The organism is Thalassospira sp. SN3W (genome assembly GCF_038070535.1).
In the GTDB taxonomy this organism is placed as follows: Bacteria; Pseudomonadota; Alphaproteobacteria; order Rhodospirillales; family Thalassospiraceae; genus Thalassospira; species Thalassospira xiamenensis.
On record NZ_CP121124.1, the window covers coordinates 1,509,951 to 1,536,327 of the forward strand.

General features: G+C 54.7%; 23 protein-coding genes. 12 read left to right on the plus strand and 11 right to left on the minus strand.

Translation table 11 applies throughout. The annotated features are described in order from the left end of the window. The first annotated feature begins 54 nt into the window (after positions 1–54). Together bluB and P8T57_RS06770 are read left to right on the plus strand one after the other, a co-directional pair. Complete coding sequence (gene bluB, locus P8T57_RS06765) at positions 55–762, plus strand: 5,6-dimethylbenzimidazole synthase (protein ID WP_341364968.1); 708 nt, start codon at positions 55–57, stop codon at positions 760–762. A gap of 28 nt (positions 763–790) precedes the next feature. Next, entirely contained in the window at positions 791–1,042 is a 252-nt protein-coding gene (locus P8T57_RS06770; protein WP_007091680.1) for a hypothetical protein, read from the plus strand. Positions 1,043–1,049: 7 nt separating this feature from the next. Here the strand turns inward: P8T57_RS06770 and P8T57_RS06775 are convergent, their stop codons facing one another. The 3 genes from P8T57_RS06775 to mutT form a co-directional block, all read right to left on the minus strand. Continuing rightward, positions 1,050–1,400 carry a hypothetical protein gene (locus P8T57_RS06775; protein ID WP_007091681.1) on the minus strand — a complete coding sequence of 117 codons (351 nt, stop codon included), beginning with the start codon at positions 1,398–1,400 and terminating at the stop codon, positions 1,050–1,052. An 82-nt stretch (positions 1,401–1,482) separates the two neighbouring features. Next, on the minus strand, positions 1,483–2,244 hold the full coding sequence (locus P8T57_RS06780; RefSeq protein ID WP_063094312.1) for a molybdopterin-binding protein: 762 nt from the start codon (positions 2,242–2,244) through the stop codon (positions 1,483–1,485). Between the two features lie 59 nt (positions 2,245–2,303). Further along, positions 2,304–2,735 carry an 8-oxo-dGTP diphosphatase MutT gene (gene mutT, locus P8T57_RS06785; protein ID WP_007091683.1) on the minus strand — a complete coding sequence of 144 codons (432 nt, stop codon included), beginning with the start codon at positions 2,733–2,735 and terminating at the stop codon, positions 2,304–2,306. 219 nt (positions 2,736–2,954) lie between these two features. Between mutT and P8T57_RS06790 the strand changes: the two genes are divergently transcribed. Beyond that, entirely contained in the window at positions 2,955–3,830 is an 876-nt protein-coding gene (locus P8T57_RS06790) for an alpha/beta hydrolase (RefSeq protein ID WP_341364969.1), read from the plus strand. Between the two features lie 60 nt (positions 3,831–3,890). On the opposite strand, the gene P8T57_RS06795 is transcribed toward P8T57_RS06790, so the two are convergent. From P8T57_RS06795 to secA, 3 genes are all read right to left on the minus strand, one after another. Beyond that, positions 3,891–5,930, minus strand: a complete 2,040-nt coding sequence (locus P8T57_RS06795) for a tetratricopeptide repeat protein (protein WP_341364970.1) — start codon at positions 5,928–5,930, stop codon at positions 3,891–3,893. 256 nt (positions 5,931–6,186) lie between these two features. Continuing rightward, a complete protein-coding gene (locus tag P8T57_RS06800; protein ID WP_341364971.1) occupies positions 6,187–8,226 on the minus strand; it encodes a tetratricopeptide repeat protein in 2,040 nt (679 codons plus the stop codon). A 161-nt stretch (positions 8,227–8,387) separates the two neighbouring features. After that, entirely contained in the window at positions 8,388–11,099 is a 2,712-nt protein-coding gene (secA, locus tag P8T57_RS06805) for a preprotein translocase subunit SecA (protein ID WP_037987025.1), read from the minus strand. 334 nt (positions 11,100–11,433) lie between these two features. Between secA and P8T57_RS06810 the strand changes: the two genes are divergently transcribed. From P8T57_RS06810 to argJ, 4 genes are all read left to right on the plus strand, one after another. Beyond that, the gene (locus tag P8T57_RS06810) at positions 11,434–12,537 is read left to right on the plus strand and encodes a hypothetical protein (protein WP_341364972.1); all 1,104 of its coding nucleotides are present in this window, start codon (positions 11,434–11,436) and stop codon (positions 12,535–12,537) included. A gap of 69 nt (positions 12,538–12,606) precedes the next feature. After that, on the plus strand, positions 12,607–13,722 hold the full coding sequence (locus tag P8T57_RS06815) for a hypothetical protein (protein ID WP_341364973.1): 1,116 nt from the start codon (positions 12,607–12,609) through the stop codon (positions 13,720–13,722). Positions 13,723–13,949: 227 nt separating this feature from the next. Next, the gene (locus tag P8T57_RS06820; protein ID WP_114093504.1) at positions 13,950–14,804 is read left to right on the plus strand and encodes a peptidylprolyl isomerase; all 855 of its coding nucleotides are present in this window, start codon (positions 13,950–13,952) and stop codon (positions 14,802–14,804) included. 147 nt (positions 14,805–14,951) lie between these two features. Beyond that, positions 14,952–16,181, plus strand: coding sequence for a bifunctional glutamate N-acetyltransferase/amino-acid acetyltransferase ArgJ (argJ, locus tag P8T57_RS06825; RefSeq protein WP_341364974.1), 1,230 nt, complete (start codon positions 14,952–14,954; stop codon positions 16,179–16,181). 82 nt (positions 16,182–16,263) lie between these two features. Here argJ and P8T57_RS06830 read toward each other — a convergent pair whose 3' ends face one another. Next, positions 16,264–17,535, minus strand: coding sequence for a pentapeptide repeat-containing protein (locus P8T57_RS06830; RefSeq protein ID WP_063094297.1), 1,272 nt, complete (start codon positions 17,533–17,535; stop codon positions 16,264–16,266). Between the two features lie 367 nt (positions 17,536–17,902). Here P8T57_RS06830 and P8T57_RS06835 point away from each other — a divergent pair, with 367 nt between their 5' ends. From P8T57_RS06835 to P8T57_RS06845, 3 genes are read left to right on the plus strand one after another with little or no spacing between them, the layout of a single operon-like run. Next, the gene (locus P8T57_RS06835) at positions 17,903–19,123 is read left to right on the plus strand and encodes a response regulator (protein WP_037987020.1); all 1,221 of its coding nucleotides are present in this window, start codon (positions 17,903–17,905) and stop codon (positions 19,121–19,123) included. A gap of 12 nt (positions 19,124–19,135) precedes the next feature. Continuing rightward, positions 19,136–20,329 (plus strand): HD domain-containing phosphohydrolase, encoded by a 1,194-nt coding sequence (locus P8T57_RS06840; protein ID WP_037987017.1) that lies wholly within the window; start codon positions 19,136–19,138, stop codon positions 20,327–20,329. 16 nt (positions 20,330–20,345) lie between these two features. Then, positions 20,346–21,776, plus strand: a complete 1,431-nt coding sequence (locus P8T57_RS06845) for an ATP-binding protein (protein WP_341364975.1) — start codon at positions 20,346–20,348, stop codon at positions 21,774–21,776. Here P8T57_RS06845 and P8T57_RS06850 read toward each other — a convergent pair. Beyond that, positions 21,754–22,074, minus strand: coding sequence for a YnfA family protein (locus P8T57_RS06850; protein ID WP_110252440.1), 321 nt, complete (start codon positions 22,072–22,074; stop codon positions 21,754–21,756). The two genes, P8T57_RS06845 and P8T57_RS06850, sit on opposite strands and share 23 nt — an antisense overlap. A gap of 12 nt (positions 22,075–22,086) precedes the next feature. Continuing rightward, positions 22,087–23,109 carry an asparaginase gene (locus P8T57_RS06855; protein ID WP_341364976.1) on the minus strand — a complete coding sequence of 341 codons (1,023 nt, stop codon included), beginning with the start codon at positions 23,107–23,109 and terminating at the stop codon, positions 22,087–22,089. 194 nt (positions 23,110–23,303) lie between these two features. On the opposite strand from P8T57_RS06855, the gene P8T57_RS06860 reads away from it, so the two are divergent. After that, positions 23,304–24,134, plus strand: coding sequence for a hypothetical protein (locus P8T57_RS06860; RefSeq protein WP_146216701.1), 831 nt, complete (start codon positions 23,304–23,306; stop codon positions 24,132–24,134). 48 nt (positions 24,135–24,182) lie between these two features. On the opposite strand, the gene P8T57_RS06865 is transcribed toward P8T57_RS06860, so the two are convergent. Next, complete coding sequence (locus P8T57_RS06865; RefSeq protein ID WP_037986999.1) at positions 24,183–24,770, minus strand: TetR/AcrR family transcriptional regulator; 588 nt, start codon at positions 24,768–24,770, stop codon at positions 24,183–24,185. A gap of 153 nt (positions 24,771–24,923) precedes the next feature. On the opposite strand from P8T57_RS06865, the gene P8T57_RS06870 reads away from it, so the two are divergent. Then, positions 24,924–25,682, plus strand: a complete 759-nt coding sequence (locus P8T57_RS06870; RefSeq protein ID WP_341364977.1) for an SDR family oxidoreductase — start codon at positions 24,924–24,926, stop codon at positions 25,680–25,682. Positions 25,683–25,825: 143 nt separating this feature from the next. Here P8T57_RS06870 and P8T57_RS06875 read toward each other — a convergent pair whose 3' ends face one another. After that, positions 25,826–26,305 (minus strand): Lrp/AsnC family transcriptional regulator, encoded by a 480-nt coding sequence (locus P8T57_RS06875; RefSeq protein WP_341364978.1) that lies wholly within the window; start codon positions 26,303–26,305, stop codon positions 25,826–25,828. Positions 26,306–26,377: the final 72 nt, after the last annotated feature.

Below are 26,377 nucleotides of genomic sequence, written 5' to 3' on the forward strand. Positions count from 1 at the left end.
GTGCGGTTAGGGTGCACAAAGAATTGAAACCGCCAAGACCAGCAGGTTCGCGCCATGACCCGATCCGATCGCGATGCGCCCGATACGTCCGACGCGCCCAACGCGCCCACCGCGACAGATACACTGACCCCGCCGGTGTTTGATCGCACCTTTCAAAAACAGTTCATCGATCTGTTGTTATGGCGGCGTGACGTGCGGCGTTTTCGCACCGACCCGATCCCCAAGGAAGACATCGACGGCCTGATCAAGGAAGCCTGCCTTGCGCCATCTGTTGGCAACTGTCAGCCATGGCGCTTTGTAAAGGTCAACGATCCCGACCGCCGCAAAGCCATCCGCGACAGTTTCGAACGCGCCAATCAGCAGGCGCTTAACGACTATCACGGCGAACGTGCCAGACTTTATGCGTCGCTTAAATTGCAGGGCATGGATCAGGCCCCAGTGCAGCTCGCCGTTTTCGCCGACGAGGACACCGAGGCTGGCATGGGACTGGGCCGCAAAACCATGCCCGAAATGCTCGATTATTCCGCCGTCGCCGCCGTACAGCTTTTGTGGCTGGCCGCGCGCGTCAAGGGCATCGGGGTCGGCTGGGTTTCGATCCTTGAACCCGAAACCGTTCTCAAAACGCTAGACGTTCCGTCGCACTGGCGTCTGATCGCCTATCTGTGCATCGGCTATCCCGAAGAAGACCACGTCGTTCCCGAACTCGTCCGCGAAGGCTGGCAGGATCGCATCGATCCGGCTGCCCTGACGCTTGAACGCTAACCAAATTCGATCATCAAAGGAAACCCCGATGTCCGCCGACAAAGGCCAACCGACCAATCCCGAACAACCCGCCAAGAAAAGCCTGCCGAACGGTCACTATTTCAAGATCATGGGCTATCTGCTGACTGCGGCATGGGTCGGCTACATTCTGGCGATTTCCGGGGGCGATACCACGCACCCGATGTTTGATTATATCTTTGTCGTTCCGCTGGCATTCTGGATTGGCGGCATGATCATCGGCAAAATCCTGCGCGCGCGCAGTGGTGCAGATCGGCCCTAGAACCTTTTTATTCGCCCCTGCCGTCATTGCGGTCATTCCGGTGGCTTTTGCGTTCGTCCTCATAACGGTCGTTATCGGAAAAACCGCCCAGATTCATGATCCCGATGCCAAGACTGATGCCGCCAAACGTGATGAACAACCCGAAAAACAGCAACATGATAAAGATCGGCGCATCGCGTGATGCCATGGCAAGGCTGTAAATCCCGCCAATATCAAAAAACAGCACCAAGGCACCAAAAACCAGCGCCCCGAACCCGCCATAGGCGGTATGTTCAATCATGAATTTGACAATCGACCGGGCTTCGCGCGCAGCCCGGCTGTTGCGAATTTCATCCGTTTCCTTCGGGTCACCTGTCATACCGGTCCCTCCAACGCACCCTCAAACGATTGTCATAGCCGCAATGATAGCCCCGCCAAAATGATCAATCGCAATCCGCACGTTACGAAACGGCACCACTATCTTCGATAATCTCGCGGCCCAGCTCAATGATCACCGCGCGAATGCGCTCTGATGCAAGGTCAACATCCTTGGCCTCTTCGCCCCGCACCACAAGCGTCGTGCCCAGCTTCCCTTCGCGCAGGAACGGATAGGACCCGATATCAGTATCGGGGAAATCATGCTGGATCTCGCCCAGCACCTTGGCAATCGTGCCTTCCGGGATATAACCGCCAACTGATCGCGATACCATTGGTCGCCCGCCGGTCAGCTGATGTTTGATCCCCTGGAACATCGCCTGCATGATCATCGGCACACCGGCCATGACATAGACATTTTCCATCCGGAACCCTGGTGCCTTGGAAACCGGGTTATCAATCAGCTCCGCCCCCACCGGAATATGCGCCATGCGCAGCCGCGCCTCGTTCAGGTCGGCAGGGTTCTCATAATGGCTTTTCAGCAATTCATGCGCTTGCGGGTTCAGTTCGATCTCGACCCCGAACGCACGCGCCACACAGGGCGATGTAATATCATCATGGGTCGGACCTATGCCGCCCGTGGTAAAGACATAGTCGAACTTTGCCCGGCATTCATTGACCGTCTCGATGATCGTGGTTTCGATATCGGGAATCACCCGCGTTTCTGCCAGGCGAATGCCAAGCTTGTTCAGCTCCTCCGCCAGATAAGGCAGATTCTTGTCATGGGTCCGTCCCGACAGGATTTCATTGCCGATAATGATCAGACAGGCCCGAACCGCTTCAGACATCACAACCTCGCAAACTTGAACTCAGTATTCAAATACGACCGCCAAGAGGGGTCGGATCGTCACAGAAAATCGCGCAACATCGCCACCAGCGGCACATCGGCAGGCGGCATCGGATAATCACCCAACCGGATCGGGCGCACCCATTTTACCTGCTGGCCTTCCATCGGGGTGATTTCCCCTTTCCAGACCCGGCACAGATAAAGCGGCATCATCAGATGGAAATCATCATAGGTAAATGACGCAAAGGTAAAAGGTGCCAGACAGCTTTCGGTAATATCAATGCCAAGCTCTTCCTTAAGCTCGCGCACCAATGCCATCTCCGGCGTCTCGCCGGCCTCGACCTTGCCGCCGGGAAATTCCCAAAGCCCCGCCATGGATTTGCCTTCGGGGCGTTGTGCGATCAAGACACGATGATCGGCATCCACCAGCGCCACCGCACTGACAAACACCGTTTTTTCGGGGATTTTTCCCTGCCGCAAGTCCACCGACATGCAGCCTCTTTCTGGATTTTGAATGGTCATGCGATTGTTTTATCCTGCATGGCGGCTTTCGCCAAGAGATGCATTTGACGGATACCCGCCCCTTCCCGATCCGGGTTGAAACGGCAATATCCTTTGCGTCATATTTCCCTGAAATAAAAAAGAACCCGATAGCGGGCTATCGCGTACAACAGTCAAAATCAAATCAATAATATCTGTTTTACGGTGACAATGCGCGTATTCAAACTGACGGCAAATGCCCTGATCGCGGCCCTGTTTCTCGCCGGTTGCGATAAGCTCGCCGCATTCAATCACCTTCAGGCTGGCGACTATCAGCCGACCCTTGCCGATCTGCGATATGGCGATGCGGATCGCCAGAAACTTGATCTTTATCTGCCTGCTGATCGCACAAAACCGGCCCCGTTGATCGTCTGGTTTTATGGCGGATCATGGGATTCGGGCGATAAGGCAAAATACGCTTTCGTCGCCAAACGCTTTACCGAAATGGGCTATGCCGTCGCCATCCCCGATTATCGTCTGGTGCCTGAAATCCGTTTCCCGGAATTCATCAAGGACGGCGCAAAAGCCCTCGCCTTTCTGAAACAGTACGGCCAGGAACATCCAAACCGCATCACCGCGACCCCGATGATATTGGCCGGTCATTCCGCTGGTGCCTATAACGCGGTTCAACTGGTGGCCGATCAATCTTATCTGGCATCCGTGGCGATGACCGCCAACGACATTGCCGGGATCATCGGACTTTCCGGCCCCTATGATTTCTATCCCTACGACGTCAAGGCAACCCAAATCGCCTTTGGCGATACCCCCGCCGCCCAAAGCCAGCCGGTCGAGCAGGATTTATCCCACATGCCGCCGATGCTTCTGATCACCGGCAACCGCGATCACACGGTCTATCCCCGCAATTCCCGCCGATTGGCCGAACTCGCCCCGAACACGAAACTGATTGAAATCGCCGAAACCGGCCATGCCGGAACCCTCATTGCTCTGGGCAGTATCCTGACAGAAAACCGGGAAATTCTGGCACCAATGTCTACGTTTCTAACCAAACATCTGCCCGCGCCAACAAAGAGGACTGACGCATACTGAAACGTGCATCAGCCGCAATAGTCGTCGTCGCTCTCATTCAGTCCTATTTGTAACGCTACCCTATTTGATCTCGATATCCTGCGCCGCCTTACCTTCGCGATACAAGTCATATGCATGGGTGAAGGCCGCCTCCAGATGACGTGTGTAACGTTCGGAATCAAACAATGGATGCGTCGAACGGTTCTCGGCCAGTTTACGACGAATATCTGCCAGCTTTTCCGGATTCAAAGCCAGATCAAGGGCAATTTCTTCGTAATCCGCATCACTTCTGGCCACAAGCTCCGTCATGCCAACTGCATGCAGAAGACTTGCTGCGACGCGCGCAGCAAACTGTTTTCCGGGCCGTGTAATGACCGGCAAGCCTGCCCAAAGTGCATCACTGGCCGTCGTATGTGCATTGACGTTAAAGGTATCAAGAAACAGATCGGCATGCTTTTGCCGCGCCAGATGTTCTTTCTCAAGAAGCCTTTGCGCAAAGACCAGGCGGTCCGGGTCAACACCACGTGCCTTTGCCTCGCGGCGCAGGTTGTTCACCGCCCAGTCATTTGAATGAAACAGCCAAAGAACGCTTCCCTCAACCTTGTTGAGCAACCTCATCCAGATATCAAATTCTCGCGGGGTAATTTTGTAATTGCCGTTAAAACAACAAAAAACAAACCCGTCGTCGGGCAATCCGAAATCCGCGCGGGTCGTCTTTGTATCTGCTATTTCCCGGCAATTGTCATTTGGCTGATAACTGTCGGGCAGATAGATAACCTTTTCCGTGTAACAGTCTTTGTATTCCTGCGGGATGACAACCTTGTCGGCCACGATATAGTCGATGAAATCAGTGCCCAATGTTCCCGGATAACCGACATAGTTCATCTGGACCGGCGCCAGTTTATAGGCAAACACCGCTGTCCTGCCTTGGCGGGTGTACCCCTTCAGTTCAATGGCAATATCCAGATCCTTTTGGCGTGCGCGTTCCACCATTTCCTCATCGGAAACCCCGAACACATTTTCAAAAGAATCCACAAGACCCAGTAACCGGTCTCTCGTTTGACCCTGCTGGACTTGACCATAACTGAACGCATGGATTTCAAACTGATTGCGATCATGATGCTTAAACAGCCCCATCATCAGGGATACGGTCGCATGGTTATGAAAATCGGCAGAAAAATAGCCGATTTTCAACTTGGCCGTTTTCTCTTTCGGTTTTCCAAATACCGGCTGTGGTGGTTTATGGAAATTGGTACGCGCATATGCCTGTGACCGCTGAAGCTGATGCTTCGGATCATCCTCATAGGACAGCATGGTAAAGGGCTCGATGGCCTGATCTCGCTTACCAATCCGATCCGCAACCCGTTCAAATTCGGTTATTCCCGACCAGTCACATAGAATGGCCTGAATATAAAGCTTCTGGGACAGGGCACTCCAATAATCCGTCCTCATCCTGCAGGCAAAGGCAAAACCCTCCTGCGCTGCGGTAAGCTTGCCTTTGTCAAACAGGACAGTTCCAAGATTGTTATAAGCTTCGGCATATTTTGGATTGGCTTTGACCGCTTGAACAAAATATGCCTCGGCCGCGTCCAGCCTGCCAAGTTTGTAAAGCACACCACCAAGCGTGTTGTAGGCTTCTGCATCATCCGGATTTGCTTTAATCGCCGCAACCAGGGTTTCGCATGCGGCGTCCATCTTGCCCTGATGGAAATAAAGCGTGCCAAGATTTGAAAGTGCCTGTGCGAAATCCGGGCGAAGTTCGATTGATTTTTTCAAGCTGTCTTCGGCAACATCAAGCAATCCGAGACGAAAGGCTGATGCACCTCTGATGTTCCAGGCCATCGCCGCATCAGGGAATTCTTCCACAAGCGCGCTTGCACCCGAAAATGACTGGCTTACCTGCCCTTTCGCGAAAAGACTCACAACTTCTTCAAGTCTTTTCTGCAATGGTCGTCCCTGATCCTGTCTCTGCGCAGTCAGGTCCGCAAGGGCTTTGCGTGCACGTTCGTTTTTCGGGAAAGCATTCAGAAACTCTTGATAAAGCCCGACGGCCTGCCCGACTTCCCCGTCGCGCACCAACTTTTTTGCCCGTCGTGCGACCTGATCAAATGTAAGCTTCAAACCCCGTTCTCCAAACAACCCGCAACATAATTCACCAGCATCCCCCGAACGACGACACACCTCAAATATCTAACCGTTTATACGACTACGGTTACAATAAAGCTAATTGCTCCGTCCGTCTGGAAACAACTTTTACCACACAAAAAGCCCGGAAAATCTCTGTGATTTTTCAATCGTCATGCCTCGTCCCAAGGCCCATTTTCACCATCAGGCGCAGTCCCGGCACGGTGATTATCCCGGGCTCAGCCCCCTAACCTTACGAAACAAAAATATGATCTGGTTCTTTGCCTTCGAAATAACGGTCATATGCCTCAACATATGCTTTTTCCAGATGCTTGGTATAAGTCGCCGAATCAAATAGCGGCGCGCTTAAACGGTTATCGATCAACTGCTGGCGGATTTGAGCAAGCCGTCCGGGGTTTTCCACCAGATCAATGATCAACGCTTCATATTGCTCTTCGGTTTCTGACACCAGCTCAGGCAATCCAACCGCACAAAGCAGACTTGCCGCAACGCGCGCCGCAAAGCTCTCCCCGGTTTTTGTCACAATTGGCAACCCGGCCCAAAGCGCATCACTCGCTGTTGTGTGCGCATTGACATTAAATGTATCAAGGAACAGATCTGCATGTTTGTGGCGTGCCAGATGCTCGGGCTCTTGTAACCGTTCGGCAAATACGATCCGTTCCCGTGCAATTCCCCTGGCTTCGACCTCGCGCAACAGGTTTTCGCGAACGCCTTCATTGGCGTTCAACAGCCAAAGAACGCTGTCGTCATATTTCGCCAAAAGTCGCATCCAGATATCGAATTCTCTGGGCGTTATCTTGTAATTGCTATTGAAGCAGCAAAACACAAAACCCTTTTCGGGCAGTCCAAAGTCGCTGCGCGTCGTTGTTGTTTCGGGAATGATGCGGTTACGGTCATTGGGCTGATAACTATCGGGAAGATAGATCACTTTTTCGGTGTAAAACTGTCGCAGATTGTCAGGAATGATGACCTTGTCAGCAACGATGTAATCCATGAAATCTGCGCCAAGCGTCCCCGGATAGCCGAGATAGCTGATCTGGATCGGTGCCAAACGATAGGCAAAAAGCCCACTGCGCCCCTGACGGGTAAAGCCCTTCAGATCAACAGCGATATCAATTTTCTGCTGCCTGACGGCCGCCACGATCTGCGGATCGGACGCCATCGAAATATCGACAAAGCTGTCAACAAGCTTGCTCAATCGGTCCCGTTTGACACCCTGTTTGACGATCCCATAGCTATAGGCATGAATTTCAAACTTCTCGCGATCATGATGCTCAAGCAATCCGATCATCAGAATAAGCGTCGCATGATCGTGGAAATCGGCTGAAAAATAACCGATTTTGATTTTTTCCGATCGGGCCACCGGTCGCTCCGGCAACGGCACCGCATTCACGTGACACCGTTTGCGGATCATATTGGCCGCACGCTTTTGCTGGCGTTCTGCATTGTCATCGTATGACAGCATGGAAAATGGCTCGACGGCATCGCCTTCAATACCGATACGCGGCGCAAGCTTTTCAAAATCGGCAATTCCCGACCAGTCACATAACAGCGCCTGCATATAAAGCTTTTGCGACATGGCGGGCATATTCTCGCCCTGAACCTGTGCCGCAAAACCAAAACTTTGCTGCGCAGCACTGATCTTGCCGCTTTTGAAGAAGGTATTGCCTAGATTATAATAGGCTTCGGCATAGTTCTTGTTGGCCTTTATCGCCCCAACAAAGTATTTCTCCGCCGCGTCAAATTTACCCAATTTGTGGTAAATGCCGCCGATGCTGTTGTATCCCTCGGCATATTGCGGATTGGTTTTGATCGCGTTGGCAAAGGCTTCCAACGCGGCCTGAAGCCTTTCCTGCTGATACAGCAAAACCCCCAGATTGGCGTGGGCTTGGGTAATTTCCGGTTCCAGTTCGACCGCTTTGCGGAAACTCTGCTCGGCAAGGTCGAATTTCTTAAGGCCAAAGGCCGCCGCGCCGAGCAGATTCCAAACCACGCCAGAATTCGGCACTTCTTTTAACACCGCGTTCGCCGCATCAAATGACGCTTGGATCTGTCCGCTGTCAAACAACCTGCGAACTGCGGTCACTTTCTCCTGCAACGAACCCTTGGCGACTTCCGCTGGCAGCTTAAGCTCGGCAAGTGCCTTTCGCGCGCGTTCATTTTTCGGATAGGATTCCAGGAACTCTTCATAAAGCTTGATCGCCTCGTTCTTGCTTCCCTGACGCTCAAGTGATTTCGCCCGACGCCTGACCTGATCGAATGAAAGCTTCAAGTCCGGTTCCCCACAACACACAAATTATCAATCAACCTGCCCGATCCCAAACTTGGGACTCCTCGGTCTCATTGTTCCGTTCAGGCAGTATTTGTCTTCCATCATCATGAAAAAAGCCCGGATCAACAATCCGGGCTTTGTATTAATTTATGATTTCTGTCTTACGCCAGCTGACCGTGGCAATGCTTGTACTTTTTGCCTGATCCACACGGGCAGGCGGCATTGCGTGCAACACGGCCCCAGGTCGATGGATCGTTCGGATCAACATTACCCGATGCAGCCCGCGAATGGACCGTTGCGCTGTCACCCCCCTCACCTGCCATGGCTTCGGGTTCCGGGTGATTTTCGTGCATTTCCTGCGGCGCGCGGCGCGGTTCCAGATCTTCCGGGCGGGGCGTCGATTGCAATTCAACATGTGACAGCATCTGGGTCACGCGTTCGCGCAATGTCACCAGCATGCCTTCAAACAGGTTGAACGCCTCGCGCTTGAACTCGTTTAACGGATCGCGCTGGCCATAAGCCCGAAGCCCGATGCCCTGACGCAAATGGTCAAGGGCGAGAAGATGCTCTTTCCATGTCTGGTCAAGCAGCTGAAGCACAAGGCTCTTTTCAACCTGGCGCATGATATCGGCACCATAATTGGCAACCTTGGCTGCCATCTTGCTCTCGACCGCCTGCTCGATCCGCTCGCGCATGACTTCGACATCAATGCCTTCTTCCTTGACCCACTCGGCCACCGGAAGATCAAGACCGAACAGACGTGTGCATTCTTCATGCAGGCTGGCGGCTTCCCACTGTTCCGGATAAACCTTTTCCGGGCAGTATTTGGTCACAAGGTCCTCGACGACCTCGCTGCGCATATCCGCCACATCTTCGGCAACATTCTTGGCCTGCATCAGATCGCGGCGCTGTTCATAAATGACCTTGCGCTGGTCATTCATCACATCATCGAATTTCAGTACGTTCTTACGAATGTCGAAGTTACGCGCCTCGACCTTCTGCTGTGCCTTTTCAAGCGCCTTGTTGATCCACGGATGATAGATCGCCTCGCCTTCCTGAAGGCCAAGCTTCTGAAGCATCCCGTCCATGCGCTCGGACCCGAAAATGCGCATCAGGTCATCTTCAAGCGACAGGAAGAATTTCGATCCGCCCGGGTCACCCTGACGGCCGGAACGACCGCGAAGCTGGTTATCAACGCGGCGCGATTCATGGCGCTCGGTACCGATCACAAACAGACCACCGGCATCAAGAACCTTCTGCTGGTCGGCTTTGACTTCGGCCTTGATCCGCTCGATCCCCTCGGCGCGCTTTGCGTCGTCTTCGATATTGGCAAGCTCGATCTCGGCACGCATTTCAACGTTGCCACCAAGCTTGATGTCAGTACCACGACCGGCCATGTTGGTGGCAATCGTGATCGCGCCCGGCGCACCGGCCTGTGCCACGATGAACGCCTCGCGTTCATGCTGTTTGGCGTTCAGGACCTCGTGCGGGACTTTTCGTTCTTTCAGCAACGCGCCAAGAATTTCCGACTTTTCAATCGACACCGTGCCGACAAGGGCTGGCTGGCCGCGTTTGTGGCAATCTTCCAGAAGATCGGCAATCGCGTTCCATTTTTCCTTGGCCGTCCGATAAATTTCATCATCGGCGTCTTTACGGGCAATCGGGCGATGGGTCGGGATTTCGACAACCTGAAGATTGTAGATTTCCTCGAATTCCTCGGCCTCGGTCATTGCCGTGCCGGTCATGCCCGCAAGGGTCGGATAAAGACGGAAATAGTTCTGGAAGGTGATCGATGCCAGGGTCTGGTTTTCGTTCTGGATCTTGACCTTTTCCTTGGCTTCCAGCGCCTGATGCAAACCGTCCGAATACCGGCGGCCTTCCATCATGCGGCCGGTGAATTCGTCAATGATCACGACCTTGTCGTCCTTGACGATGTAATCGGTATCCTTCTGGAACAGCTTGTGCGCCTTAAGCGCCTGATTGACGTGATGCACCAGATGCACGTTGGCAACGTCATAAAGCGTGCCTTCGGTCAGGATGCCCATCTGCTGCAAAAGCTGCTCGGCATTCTCGGTGCCATCTTCGGTCAGGGTGACGGCACGTGCCTTTTCATCCTTCTCGTAATCGTCCTCGGTCAGTTTCGGGATCAGCGCATCAATCGCGCGATACAACTCCGAACTGTCTTCGGCCGGGCCGGAAATGATCAGCGGCGTCCGTGCTTCGTCAATCAGGATGCTGTCAACCTCATCGACAATGGCAAAGTTGAACGGGCGCTGCACCATGTCTTCAAGGCGGAACTTCATGTTATCGCGCAGATAATCAAAGCCCAGCTCGTTATTGGTCGCATAGGTGATATCGCATGCATAGGCCGCACGCCGCTGGTCATCGGTCATGCCATGCATGATCACGCCAACAGAAAGCCCCAGGAAGCCGTAAACCTGCCCCATCCATTCCGCGTCACGACGCGCCAGGTAATCGTTGACCGTCACAACATGGACGCCCTTGCCTTCGATCGCGTTCAGATAAACCGGAAGCGTCGAAACCAGCGTTTTACCTTCACCGGTTTTCATCTCGGCGATCTTGCCAAGTGTCAGAACCATGCCGCCCATCAGCTGCACATCGTAATGACGTTCGCCGCGGACACGTTTGGCGGCCTCGCGAACGGTGGCAAATGCGTCAGGAAGAATATCCTTCAGAGTCTCGCCCTTGGACAGACGTTCGCGCAGCCAATCGGTACGGGCGCGCAGTTCGTCGTCACTAAGCTTCTCGACTTCGGGTTCCAGGGCATTGACTTGCTCGACCGTGGCCCGCAGGGCTTTGACTTCACGATCGTTAGCTGAACCGAAAATTTTCCGGGCAATTACGCCGAGCATTAAAACGTTCCTGAACAAATGAAAAAACAGTTATGGGGCAACGGCTATATACCGAGGCCCGATCACAGATAGAACCCTGTCTGCCATCTGTCAACGGAACGAACCATTATCACTAATGTTAGGGCGGTTATGGCCGCAAAAAGTCCCGACCAAGGGCACGCAGTTATACAACCTTTGCCTGCACACGCAGATGTCACTTCCTTCACGCTTGAGGAAATCACAAAAAACACGTATGATCTGTGTTCAACTTTGAATTTCAGAGCAAGTAGCTCATCTTTTTCGCGATATCTCAGGGCTTGGGTGCCCTGCGCGAAAGAAGCCTCAGGAGGAGGAAATGGTGGATTTCTCCACGCTTAATCCCTTTCGACAGGGACAATCATCCCTGACCGACGCGCGTCAGCCGATTGCCACATCTGGCAGTCAGGCTGGTCAGAATGCAGGCAAAACCGGTGGCAATCCGACCCCGGTTGTTGATCCTGTTGACTTGTCCGAGGATGCGGTTGCCGCACGCAATGCGGATAAAAACCCGTTGCAGGCTGCCGGTTCGAAATCCCTGAAATCCGAACCGATGACCACCGACGAGCTTTTCGCCAAGGCGCTCGACGCCGCCCTTGAGCTGATCAAGGATGACATGGTCGAAATGTTCAAACTGGCCGGAATGGATGACAAGGAAGCCCTTGCCGCGACCAACGCGATGTTCAAGGGAATCCGCGAAATGGCTGCTGATGACGGCCAGATCGATTTCTCCTTCCAGCAGGCCATCGCAAGTCACTCGCGCACCGAAATTTCCTATGCAGGTGCCAATGGTGCGGGTGTCGGCGTTTCCGAGTCCGCGATGATGGCGATGCAGTCTCTTGATATCAACATCAACAGCGACACCGGCGAGTTTTCATTCAATTACGAGGCCTCCAAGATCCAGGTTGTCAGAACCGAAGCCGTTGCCATTGGCAACAGCATGGGGGCGGCGATGGGCGCGCTTGGTACCGTGATGAACGGCCTTGGCGGCGGCAATCTCGTCGATATGCTGGGGAATCCGGCCGGTGCCGGTAATGGCGGTCTTCTGTTTGATATGGAAGGCAGCGGAGTCGCTGACTTCATCCGCGATCTGATGCTTGATACCACCGGGGCCGCACCGGCCGCCGACGGCAAAGAAAATGCAGATGGCACCACCGAAGACGCCAGCATGCAGGAAATTCTCGCCAGCCGCATGGCCAAACTCAATGCCCAGATCATGGAACAGGCAACTCTGGTCGTACGTGGCGTGACCGAAACCATGGCCGAAGACGGTTCTGGTGATCCGATGCTGAAACTGTCGGTCGACATGCTGATGCCGATGGGCCGTTTCGGACAGGATGAAAACGGTGCCACCTTCCAGTTGCCGAACGGCGAAACCGTCTCCGTAATTGACCCAAGCCAGGAACAGGACGTTCTGGCCTGACCATAGCAGCACGGGATGGGGCCGCAGCAATTGCCCCCATCCCGCAGCCCTTCAGGAAGGAGGCGCTGAATGTTTGGACAAATCAATATCTCCAATTCTCCTGCCGACGCGACAGAACGCTATGTCGCTGCGACACCTAATGTCGTCACGAACGTCGTTGACGAAGCCAAAAGCACCGCGCAGCTAGAAGAAGACATCGCCCGGACGCGAAGCATCATCGACAATATCGAGATCAGCCAAGAAGCCAATGAACGACTGAAATCGACCGTCGAAGAGTTCGACAAGCCGGTTTTTGAATTTCAAAGCAGCGCACTTGACGTTCTGAACCTGATGAAACCTGCGCTTAGCGATGCGCAAAAGCGCATGAATAACGAGGCTTTCATCGTTCTTGCGATGATGGGAATCCCCCCGGAAAAGGCACGCGAAATTGCCAATTCCATGACGGGAAATACCCCCGAAGGGCTCGCCGTTTCAAATCTGGATGGCACCGCCGCCTCGGTCTCAGTGCAAGAACTGTCTTTAAATGCCACCAACGAAACATCTGTCATATCTGCTGGCGGGATGTCGATCGTTTCACAAAGCTTCAAGCTTGACCTGACCCAGCTCGAAAGCCGTTTCTCAAAGATCAAAGGCAGCGCGAACATCTCGATCTCGGAATTCCGCGCCCAGATCGAAATGATCCGCATTGAAATCACCCAAGTCTATCAGAAAGATCCGCTCATCCTTGATCTTGACGGGGACGGCATCACCACCTCACACGTCAATGATAACAAACAGTTCGATATTGATGGCGATGGAACTGTTGATCAAACCGCATGGATCGGCGGCAATGACGCACTTCTGGCGCTTGATCGCAACGATGATGGCATCATCAATGATGGCACCGAATTGTTTGGCGATCAAAACGGTGCCAAGGACGGCTTTGCCGAACTCGCCAAATATGACGACAACAATGATGGCGTGATAGACAATAAGGACAAGGTCTTTTCCTCTTTGGTCCTGCTGCGTGCTGATGGTAGCCAAAGCTCGCTTGAAAGCGAAGGCATCAAATCGATTTCGCTGACAATGATCACCCCGCTTGATCAGCGCCTGATCGGTGGTGATCTGGTTGCTAAATCACAATTTGAGCGCGATGACGGCACCACCGGCACCGTCGGCGAAGTCTTTTTTGACGTTCGCGCCTGAAGGCTATTTCTGGATTCTGGCAGAAACCGGTGGGCAAGGGCGCGAAATCACCCTTGCCCGCGCCATTATATTTTCCGCACTACATCAGCATTTCACATTTTAGCCAGATTGCTTTGAAAAAACCGTGACATCCGAGGGGAACCCTTGTGTGTCACGACCGGATGTGATTTATCCGTGGGGTGAGGCATGGGGAAAAATCCCCCTTAAATGAAAAGTCTGGAGAAAATATGCTGCGCAAAACCCTACTCGCTGCGTCACTTGCGACCGTCATGTTTGCAAGCCCGGTTATGGCACAGGACGCTGCACCGGCCGAAGACCAGGTTCTTGCAACCGTCAATGGCGAGGAAATCCTGGAATCCGAAGTGCGCGCGACACAAGAGGGCCTGCCCCAACAGTATCGCCAGCTCCCGTTTGAAATGCTCAAGCCGATGCTTGTCGACCGCGAAATCAATCAGCGCCTGCTGATGCTTGCCGGTCAGGATGCGGGTCTTGCCGACGATGAAGAGGTCAAGAATCAGCTCGCAGCTCTTGAGCGCCGCCTCGTTGCCGAAACCTATCTTGAACGCGCAATCGCCGAGAAAGTCACCGACGACGCGATCAAAGCCCATTACGACGAATTCATCAAAACCAACGAGCCAGAGCCGCAGGTTCACGCGCGTCACATCCTTCTGGAAAACGAAGACGACGCCAAAGCCGTGATTGCCGAGCTGGATGACGGTGCCGATTTCGTCGAACTCGCCAAAGAAAAATCAACCGGCCCGTCCGGTCCCAATGGTGGTGATCTTGGCTTCTTCAACAAGGGCGACATGGTCGCACCGTTCGCCGAAGCTGCCTTCGCGATGGAGCCGGGCACATACAGCAAAGAACCGGTTCAGACCCAGTTCGGCTGGCACGTGATCCTGGTTGAAGAGAAAAAAGACGGCGTACAGCCGACCCTGGAAGAAATCCGTCAGCAGATGGAAGCAGAAGTCACCCAGCAGGCCGTTCAGGACCTGATTGAAGAACTTCGATCCGATGCCGAGGTGGTGAACAACACCGAAACCCCGGCCACAGACGACAGCGCAGAAACCCCGAAAAACTAAGCCCCACGGCTTAACCGGTTTCAAAGCTGAGATCCAAAACGGGGTGAGCCGTCCGGCATCGCCCCGTTTTTTTTGTCATCCACCCGTGCCAAATGCGCTACCTTTGGATTAATGGCAGGGTTACGTTCAACGAAGGAAATTGAACAGATGGTTGCGACGTCGCTTTCTCCGCTGGCCCCGGCCAGCTTCCCCGATCTTCCGGCAATTCCCGGTGTCAAACTGCATACCGTGACCCTTGGCATCCGCTACAAGGGCCGCCCTGATGTCCTTCTGGCCGAACTCGAACCGGGCACACAGGTTGCGGGTGTCTTCACCACCTCGACCACGGCATCGGCCGCTGTTCGCTGGGGACGCGAGGCGCTTAAAGGCGGCACCGGCCGGGCATTCTTTGTCAATGCCGGTAACTCGGTTGCCTTCACCGGCAAGGCGGGCGAAAAATTCGTCGCAGACAAGGTCGAAGCCGCCGCAAAGGCGCTGGGCTGCGACAAGACCGAGATTTTCACCGCCTCCACCGGTGTCATCGGGGAGCCGACCACCGCAAACCGCATCACCGATGCCCTGCCCGATCTTCTGGCAAATGACGCTGGCTGGCTTGATGCCGCCAAGGCGATCATGACCACCGACACCTTCCCCAAGGGCGCATCGGCCACCGCCACCATCCACGGTGCCAAGGTCAGCATTGCCGGTTTTGCCAAGGGTTCAGGCATGATCGAACCGAACATGGCAACCATGCTGGGCTTCATCTTTACCGATGCCGCCGTGCCCCATGCCGTGCTGCAATCCCTGCTTGCCGATTGCACCAACCGGTCGTTCAATGCGATCACGGTCGATAGCGATACCTCGACGTCTGATACCGTCCTTCTGGCGGCAACCGGCAAGGCGGGCAATGCCGCCGTCACCGGTATTGATGATCCGGCACTGGCCGGTTTCAAAACCGCGCTTGAAGACGTCATGCGTGATCTTGCCCATCAGGTCGTGCGCGACGGCGAAGGGGCGTCAAAATTCATCACCGTCAATGTCACCGGCGCCATCAGCGAAGCAGAAGCCAAAATCACCGCCAAGGCGATTGCGAACTCTCCGCTGGTCAAAACCGCGATTGCCGGTGAAGACGCCAACTGGGGCCGCATCGTCATGGCGGTTGGCAAATGCGGTGTGCAGGCCGACCCGAACAAACTGACCGTTTCCATCGGTGGCATTGTTCTGGCGAAAAACGGCGAACGCGTCGCCGATTATGACGAAGCCCCGGTCGCAGCCCACATCAAGGGCCAGTATATCGATATCGATGTCGATCTTGGCTTTGGCGATGGCACGGCCACCGTCTGGACCTGCGATCTGACACATGGCTATATCTCGATCAATGCGGATTACCGTAGCTGATCAGCTTGCCAGACCCCAAAAGATCAAATCCGCCTTTCACCCGAAAGGCGGTTTTTTTTACAGATACCCCCGACCTTCAAAATCAGGCGTGATCGGGCAAACGCCCATTCAGGGCCGCGGCCACATTGGCCCCGGCAAAATCCACACTGCTCAGGTCCGTTTCACCAAATGCAACGCCGGAAATATTGGCGCGCACCATTTTGACTTCCGCCATCTTTGGCTGACTGAAACTGGCATTGCGCATATCGGCCTTGGAAAAATCCGCACCGCTCAGATCGGCATACCAGATCACACCTGTTTTTTGCCCATTGCCATCACGTTGTTCAACGGCACCAAACCGCGCGCCCTGGAATATCGCCTTCTGGCAGTTGGCCCCGTTCAACCGCACACCGTTTAATATCGCACTATTGAATTTCGCCAGTTTAAGGTCTGCCCGCCGCAGTGATGCCATGGCAAGAATGGTATCGACGAACAACGCACCGCGTAAAACGCAATTTTCAAAACATGCCGCCGAAAGATCCAGGCCCGAAAAATCCATCCCCGAAAGGTCACGCCCGTTCGCATCCAACGGCTTGCCCTGTCGTCCACCGGTCGAAAGCCATTCGCTATGTGCATTGACCAGATCGCGAATATCTTCGGGCAGGGGGGCCACTGCCTTGCTGCCAAGGCTGTTGGCGGTATTGGCCTGCGAAAGATCGACACCGTTCAGATCGACATTGCGAAGGTTCGCTCCGCTTAAATCGGTACCGGCCAGAACTGCATTATGAAGCTTCGCCCCCTTGAGGTTGGCGTTCTTCATCTTCGCCCCCGAAAGATTGCAGCCCGTTAAATCCGCCCCGGCAAGATTGACGGCAAACATGTTCGCATCACTCAGGTCGGCATCCACCAGACTGGAACCCGACATATTGGCTTCCGAAAGATTGGCCCCCGCCATCACCGACCCTGCCATGTCGGCATTGCCAAGATCGGTGGCCCGTTTGACCCGGCGTTCCCGCCCGGCATCCATCACGATCATCACTCCGGACCGAAGGTCGGCCGCCTTGAGACTGGCGTTTCGCAACTTGGCCCGCGCCATATTCGCCCCGCGCAAATCGGCCCGCTCAAAGCTTGATCCTTCAAGATCGGCTTCGACAAAGTTGGTTCCAAACAGGTCACAGAAATTGAAACTGACATCCTTGATCACGGCCTGGATGAAGTTTGCTCCGGGCAGGATGGCGTCTTCAAGGCTGATCTTGCTCATTTTGATACGCGAAAGGTTCCCGTTGCGAAGCTGCATGCGCTTGCCACCGGGCTGCTTTAAAACATATCGCTGATGCTTTTTGATCGCCTCAATCAGCTCCGGTCGTGACACCATGTGATAGAATCAATCCCCCAGCAACCTGCCCCAACCGCAAAATGCAACGTTACAAAATTAGTATAGCCGGGCCGGGCCCGTTATTTTCTGACACTATATGACATCTTGGAATTTGCCGGGCGCTTTCCAACAACCAGCCAACATAAATTGTAAAACAATTATGCTCGCCCAAGGCCTGTTCGATGCGGCATTGATCGACCCTGTATCGCCTGTGCACGACTCGCGGCCCGCCGCCGAAATGCGCCATCACATCCTGAACGTGCAGAATATCTTTTCCTGCAATTTTATTTAAATGTGATCGAGACCTTTGATCTGGCGGACAAAATCACCAAATTCATAGTCAGTTCTCGTGGCATGGACCTATTTTATGAACAATATCCTGTTCGTTGATGATGACGAAAACATCCTGAACGGCCTGCGGCGGCGGTTGCGCGGCATGCGTCCGGACTGGCACATGGTTTTTGCCACCAGTGCGGCTGCCGCCATTGAACTTGCCAGTCACGAAGAATTCGATGTGGTTGTATCGGATATGCGGATGCCCGGTATGGATGGCGCAACGTTGCTGAGCACCCTGCAAAAATCCCATCCACACGCCACCCGCATCATCCTTTCGGGCTTCGCCGAGGAAGAAGCCGTTCTGCGTACCGTAGGGCCAGCCCATCAATATCTTGCCAAACCGTGCGAAGACCTGGTGCTGATCGAAACCATCGAAAACGCGCTTGATTTGCGCAGTCTGCTGACCCGGCCGGAATTGCGGTCCCTCGTTGCCAGCATCGACACACTCAGTTCCCCGCCCGATACTTACCTTCGGCTGGTCAAGGCACTCGAAGACCCGAGAATATCCCAGGATCAGATCACCCGGATCGTTTCATCCGATATAGCCCTGACCGCCGAAGTCCTGAAACTGACCAACTCCGCCTATTTCGCCATCGCCCAGAAAATCAGTTCCGTCTCCCATGCCGTACGCATGATCGGGACCGAGACGCTAAAAGCACTGGCCCTTTTTGTTGGCATTTTCCGCGGATTTGATGGCCCCAAAAGCGAAGCCGACAAATTGCTGCGCCTCTGCCATCGCAGCCAGCAGATCGGCGTCACCGCCGCCCTGATTGCCGAATATGAAAAACTGCCGCGCGCCATCTGCCACGCTGTTCCCTCGACCGGCATGCTCAGCCACGTCGGCAGCCTGATCCTTTACGCCAACCGCAATGCCGAAATGGCCAAGGTGATTGACCGGGTCGAACAGGAACATATCCCCATCGAACAGGCCGAAATCGAACAGTTCGGCGCCGGTCATCCGGAAATAGGCGCCTATCTTCTGGGTTTATGGGGCTTCCCGGCACCCGTGGTACAGGCCGTTGCCTATCACCACCGCCCGATGGATACCCCGCATCGCGAAATGAACGTCCTTACCGCAATTTATGTCGCACAGGACCTCACCCGGCAGGTTGCCGCCGAAGAAACCGGCAAACAGGTCGAAAGCCATATCGACATGGAATATCTGAAAACCATCGGCAAAGCTGACCAGCTTGACGAATGGCGCATGATCGCGCGCGTTGTCGCCGACAAATACAAAACCCTGACCCAGTAAAGATCCGTGGCCATGGAAAAAAGCAAAGTCCTTTTCGTTGATGACGACAAAAACCTGCTGCATGCCCTGCAACGCAAGATGCGCCACAAATACGATTTTGAAATCGCCATTGGCGGGCAGGAAGCCTTACGTATCCTGATGGAAGACGGTCCCTTTGCCGTCTGCATCGCCGATATGCGGATGCCTGGCATGGACGGTGTGAAACTTCTGACCGAAATCGGGCGCGTCAGTCCCGATACGGTTCGCATGATGCTGACCGGCAATGCCGACCAGCACACCGCCGTCGAGGCCATCAATCGCGGCCATATTTTCCGGTTTTTCAGCAAACCCTGCGATGACGAGGTGCTGGAACAGGGGATCAACGATGCCATCCGCCAATATCATCTGATCACGGCGGAACGCGATCTTCTGGAACAGACACTGGCAGGCAGCGTCAAGGTTCTGACCGATGTTCTGGCCCAGCTTAATCCCCTGATATTCGGCCGGTCCATGCGGGTGAAATCATGGTGCGACATGATTGCGCGCGATATTGGCTATCCCCAGCCGTGGGAACTTGGTCTGGCCGCCCTTCTTGCGCCGATTGGCCTGGTCTCGCTACCACCTGAAACGCTGGCGCGTCTGGCCATGGGCAAGGTTCTGCAACCGCTTGAACGCGACCTTTTGAAACGCACGCCAGAGGTGGGAAAACGACTGATTTCCAATATCCCGCGTTTGAACCATATCGGCGAAATCGTCTATCTTCAGTTCCGCAATTTTGACGGGACGGGCTTCCCCACTGACAACAGTCCGAAGGGTACGGATATTCCTCTTGGCGCGCGCGTGCTGCGTATCCTCAATGACCTTGCCGAAATCAGCACCAGCGACATGCCACTGGCCCAGAATTTCGATGAATTGAAAGAACATTCGCATCGCTACGATCCGGAACTTTTCGGTCAGATTTCCGACCTGCTGGCAATAGTTGACGACTCTTACGATGTCGATATCCATCCCAAGGGCCGCGAACAGGATATCTTGCTGAAATCGCTGCGTGTGCACGACTTCCTGATGACCGATATCGAAACCGTCGATGGTCATGTGCTGCTGACCCACGGCAACCACGTTTCCGAGGTCCAGTTGCAGCGCCTGCGCGTGTTTCAACAGATTCACAAATTCCATGAACCGATCCGCATTCGTCGTGGCGGCATGAAACCTTCGCAAAACGGTTGAAACACGGAAAGCCGGTATGAACGACACACACCACAATGACGAAAACCTCAAGGTCATCCACCCGACCAGCGATTCGGCAGGTACCGACGACTTGCTCGACGCGATTGATCAACTTGATGTCAGCCCCGAAGCCCTGAAGCAGATTCATGCTCTTCTGAACGAACAGAAGAAACGCGAAACAGAGTCAAATCAGCGGCTTAAAACCATCCTCAACAGCGTTGTCGAAGGCATTCTGGTCATTGATGGTGCCGGGATGATCTGCGATTGCAACGAGTCCGCACTCAATCTGATGCGGGGCACGATGTCCGATATGCTGGGCCGGTCGGTTGATGCCTTGTTTGTCGATCGAAAATCGACCGTGCGTCACAAATTGCTCAACCGTTGCATCAATATCAGCAGCGGCACATTGCGCTATGACTATACCGAAACCATGGGACAGCGCCTTGATGGCGATACCTTTCCGATGGAAATCACCGTAAGCCCCGCCAATTTCACCGGCGAAATGAGCTACCTTTACATTTTCCGCGATATCACGCGCCGCAAACAGGCCGAAGAATCGCATCAAAAGCTCGAAGGTGAATTGCGCGAAGCCTTGAAACTCGAAGCCATCGGTCATCTTGCCGGGGGCATTGCCCATGAAATCAATACGCCCAGCCAGTATATCCGCGACAACCTGAAATTCCTCAATGACGGCTATGGGGCGCTGTCGCGCATTCTGGGGCTGGCGCTGCAAACGCTCTGGCAGAATCGCGACCGATTGCCTGAAAACACCTTCAGGAATTTTGCCCAGAAAATGCGCGATGCCGATCTGGAATTCCTGCTTGATGAAATTCCCCACGCCACCCAGCAATCCCTTGACGGCATCAATCAGGTCGCCCGCATTGTCCTGTCGATGAAGGAATTTTCCCATCCGGGCGGGGCGGAAAAAACCGCGACCGATATCAATCGCGTCCTGTCAAACGTCACCGTGATTTCGCGTAACGAATGGAAACATTATGCGCAACTCATCGAAGAATACGAACCGGAAGTGCCGCATATCCCGTGTCACATCAACGAAATCAATCAGGTCTTCCTCAACCTGCTCGTCAATGCCGCCCAGGCGATTGACGCCGCTGGACGCACGCCCGAAGAAGGCGAGATCAGGATCAAAACCACCTTCCTCGATGACAGTGTCCTGATCAGTATTTCCGATAACGGCACGGGCATCGCCAAGGAAAACCGATCCAAAATCTTCAACCCGTTCTTCACCACCAAGGAAGTCGGCAAGGGCACAGGTCAGGGCCTTGCCATCACCCACGACATCGTGCAGGTCAAGCATGGCGGACGCATCTGGTTTGAAACCGAAATGGGCAAGGGCACAACCTTCCATGTCCTGCTCCCGGCCGAGGATCGGACAGGCAAAGCCGATACGGTCAAAAAACCGGTTAACGCGGTGCGAACAAAATGATCCCCGCCCCGACCAGACAGACCGCAACCCCGGTCATGTCCCATCTATCGGGCATTTTGCCTTCAACCAGCCATAACCAGCCCAGTGAGGCCGCAATATAAATCCCGCCATAGGCCGCATAGGCCCGCCCGGCAAAATCGCTTTCAACCCTGGTCAGCGCCCAGGCAAACACGATCAGCGATAAAATGCCCGGCACGATCCAGAATGCGGATTTGCCAAGCCGAAGCCATGCCCAGAATGCAAAGCATCCAGCGATTTCGGCAATTGCTGCACCGGCATAGGCCGCGATGCTGTGCATCTTTCCCCCAAATCAGAATGCCGGGCGCAGATCCCCGGCATATTTGCCCGCCCAGTTGGTCAGAACCGGCGTCAGATAATTTTTAAGTGTTTCGGCACGGGCATCATCAATCACGCCATGCTGGCGCAGGATCGCGCCCATCGCAACCTCGGCCCCGCGCTGGGTGCCATCATCAATCTTAAGGGCAACGCCAAGACCCTGTTTGGGGAATGCTGCGCAATAAACGCCTTCCGCCCCAACCTTGACCAGCGCATCCTCGCCGCACACTTCCATGATCCCGGTGCAAAAACGCCCGGTGCCCGCCACCATGAACGGGGCTTGCGCACATCCCTTGCGAATGCGTTTGATCGCCTCGATGCGCTTGGGAGCCAATCCGCTCGGATCGGCCATCCGCGCCATGGCAAGGCCAAGGTCACGCAACCGCATCCCGATCACCGGAATGCCGCATCCATCAATGCCACGTGGCGTGGAAGACAGATCGCAATCGCCCATTTCCTCCAGAACCCTGATCAGGCGCTGCTGAACCGGATGGGCTTCCTCGATATAACCTTGCGGATCATCGCCCAGATACTGCGCGGTCGTCAGGAACCCCGAATGCTTGCCCGAACAATTGTTATGCGCCTTTGAAAGCTTCACATGATCAGACGCCTGCTTGATCGCCGCATTCAGGCTTAACGAATAATGCGGCGCGCATTCCAGCGTATCGACCGACAACCCGATTTTCTCAAGCCACGCCGCCACCGTCCGGGCATGTTCTTCCTCGCCATTATGCGACGAACAGGCCAGTGCAATATGCTTATCCTCAAGCCCGAACGCATCCGCCGCCCCGCTTTCAACCAGCGGGATCGCCAGCAACGGCTTGATCGCGGATCGCGGATACATCAACGCGTCAATATCCCCGCCCTCGGCAACCACCGTGCCATCGGCCTTCATCACGACATACCGCCCGCGATGGAAACTCTCGACCATCCCGCCACGCGTGGCTTCGACAAGGATCGGATTGGCGGCAATCTGGTTGGCAGAATTGGCAGACATCTTGGGGCTCTCCATGACTGGGCAAATTCAAAGACCGGGCGCATTCAGAACAGGATCAAACCTATGCCCGAAATCACCAACCAAAAGCAAGCATCACCCGTGACGCAGTGCAGCGCGATCACAATCAATCCGGCGGGACGTCAAATCTGGGCTTCCTTCTTTTCGAAGATGATCAACGAACCAAGGACCCACAAATGAAACGCCTCTATTCCCTACTCCTCGGATTGGTTCTGACACTTCCCTTGGCCATCCCTGTTATGGCTCAGAATCAGTGGGCAGACCCGCAAGATGCCATTGGACAATTATGGTCGGGCCGCGCACCAAACGGGGCTTCGCATACTTTCCCGGTCAATCAGTGCGATAACTGGGCTGCTTTACCCCAAAACGTGCAGGCCGTCTCGACCCAGACCCTATCCGGGTTGGTCGTGCCTTCGGTCAGTGCAACGCGCGCCGTTGTTACCAACGGCCTTCGCCAGATGGCGCAATCCCTGCACGCCTACAATGTCGCACAGGTGGCCGCCGGGAATTTCTATCCCGCTGCTGTTAATGGGCCTTTCGCGATGGGGCCTGCCTATTGGCAGGGGGCGGTTCGCTCACCACATGGCAACGCCGTTGATCACCTGCCCCGGATCGCGTTGGGCGGATTAAATACCGCCGCTTGCCCCAACTACGCAGGCAACCCAAACCAGCAACAAACAATGAATGCTCTTGATGCCTTGGGGGGCATGTCAAACAGCCAACGCTGGCATTGCGTTGCGCATCGTTTCTCTGTTGTCGGCGGTGTTGCAGTCCCGCTGACCGGCTATATCGAGTTTACCCAGCAGGAATATCCGGCCGATAACCAATATGCCTATGCCAACTCGGATGGCCGGATCGTTTACGACTATGTAAACAACCTCGTCTATTTCACCCCGGCCCATTATCGCCAATGGAAGAAAGCCGATTTTTCAATGGATATGACTGGCAATTACGGCTGCACGCCGGGTGGGACCTGCTGCGACCCGTTCTTCAAGATTGTGCCGTGATTTTGCAAAGCCGGTCCCAAAGAACTTCCCGGTAATTACAACCAATCATCAAGACGCTGTCGGCCAGGTCGAAAGTGCCTGGTCGATAACGCGTTCCAGCCTTTCACGGCTAAAACCTGCCTTGGCCTGTACTGCCATGCCATGCAGGATCGTCAGAACGAACGACGCAAGCACGCCCGGATCGGCTGTTTCAGGCAGATCACCCTCGGCCTTTGCCCTCTCGAACCGTTGGCGAAGCTGTTCTTCGCCGACTGCACGGGCCTCAATCAATGCCTGTCGCACCGGTTCCGCATCATCCGATCCGGCAAGAACCCCGTGGATGCCAAGACAGCCGGTATGATCGGGGTAACGTGTGTTCAGATCAGCCGCCTGATACAGGATATGCGCTGCAACTTCGCGGGCCGTCGGCAGGTCGAGTGCCACCGGAATATAATCAAGATAATGCGCGTAATAACGGTCCAGCGCCTTGCGAAACAGGGCTTCCTTGTTGCCAAACGCGGAATAAAGCGCGGGCCGTTCGACACCGGTTGCTTCTGTCAGATCGGCATAGGACGCCCCTTCGTAGCCCTTGCGCCAGAAAACACAAAGTGCCGCGTCGAGTGCCTTTTCCACATCAAATTCGCGATGACGTCCCATCAGTCCAATCCTGCTTTTTCATAATGACCGTTACTAAACCACTTGACAGCACATGTCCAGTTTTCATAATGATCGTTATAGTAACAATCGTTATGAAATATGCTGCCGCCATCTTGGCCGACCAGCACGGATCACACACAGGAAGGATTAATCATGACCGAAACTCTTGGCGGCAAAGTCGCCCTCATCACGGGCGGGTCGCGTGGCCTTGGGGCTGTCACGGCCGAAAAGCTTGCCGATCTTGGCGCAAACGTCGCCATCAGCTACGCGTCTTCCGCCGACAAGGCCCATGCCGTCGTCGAAAAACTCAAATCCAAAGGTGTTCGTGCGATTGCAATCAAAAGCGATCAGTCGAATCTGGCCTCTGCCAAACCGTTGATCGATGCGGTGATTGCCGAATTCGGCAGGCTCGACATCCTTGTGAACAATGCCGGTATCGCCATTCAGGGGCAATTGGTGGATGATCCCGAACTTGATGGCGAAAAATACAATCGCCAATGGCAGGTCAATGTCATGGGGACAATCGCCAATACCCGTGCGGCCGCCCCCAAACTTTCGGACGGGGGCCGGATCATCTTTATCGGCTCACTCCTTGGCAGCCACGTTCCCTTCGCCGGTGCGGCCGACTATGCCGGGACCAAAGCCGCCCTTGTCGGCTATGCCAAGGGTATTGCCCGTGATCTCGGCGGTCGTAACATCACGGTCAATGTCATTCAGCCCGGCGTGATGCCAACCGACATGGCCACCGAAGTCCTTGGCGACAGCGTGCCCGATGCGCTTCTTGACATGCACCCGATCCGCCGGATCGCGACACTCGACGAAGTCGCCGAAACCATCGCCTTCTTTGCCGGGCCGCATGCCGGTTACATCACTGGCGAAACCGTCAATGTCGCGGGTGGCATCGGCACCTGATGATCACCCTGATGCGGGCGGGAAAATTCCCCCTTTGCCTGCCCGCATCGCTTTCGTTGGCAAATCCAAAGTTAAATCTCCCGTGACGATCATCGGCATCATTGGTGCGGGCGAAGTTGGCAGCCATATCGTGCCTGCAACCCTCAAACCGTCGCCAATATCGGAATCGCCGTCTGGTTCTTGTATTCCTTAAGCACAAGGCTTGACTGCACATCACGCACATTGGGCATCGAGAGCAGCTTGTGCGTCACGAAATCCCCAAAGCTTTCAATATCGCGCGCCAGCGCCACCAGAAGGAAGTCCTGCCGACCGGTCATCGCCCAACAGGACATGATCTGCGGCAGGTCGTTCATCGCCTTGGCAAAATCCTCCGCCCCTTCTTCGGTGTGACGTTGCAGGCGGACCTGAATGGTTGCCAGCACGCCAAGCCCGGCCTTCCTGCGGTCCAGCAACGCGACCGTCTGGCGGATGATGCCCGATGCCTCAAGCTGCTTGACCCGGCGCAGGCACGGCGAAGGCGACATACCGACCTTTTCGGCCAGCTGCACATTGCTGATCGATGCGTCGCGCTGAAGGATTTGCAGGATTTTGATGTCGGTCGGGCTTAACAGCATATAGGTCATTTTTCGCCCTCAAAATGGTTTATGCGGTCATATTTGATCAACCATAACGCATTTTGATCCCTATATCGCGCG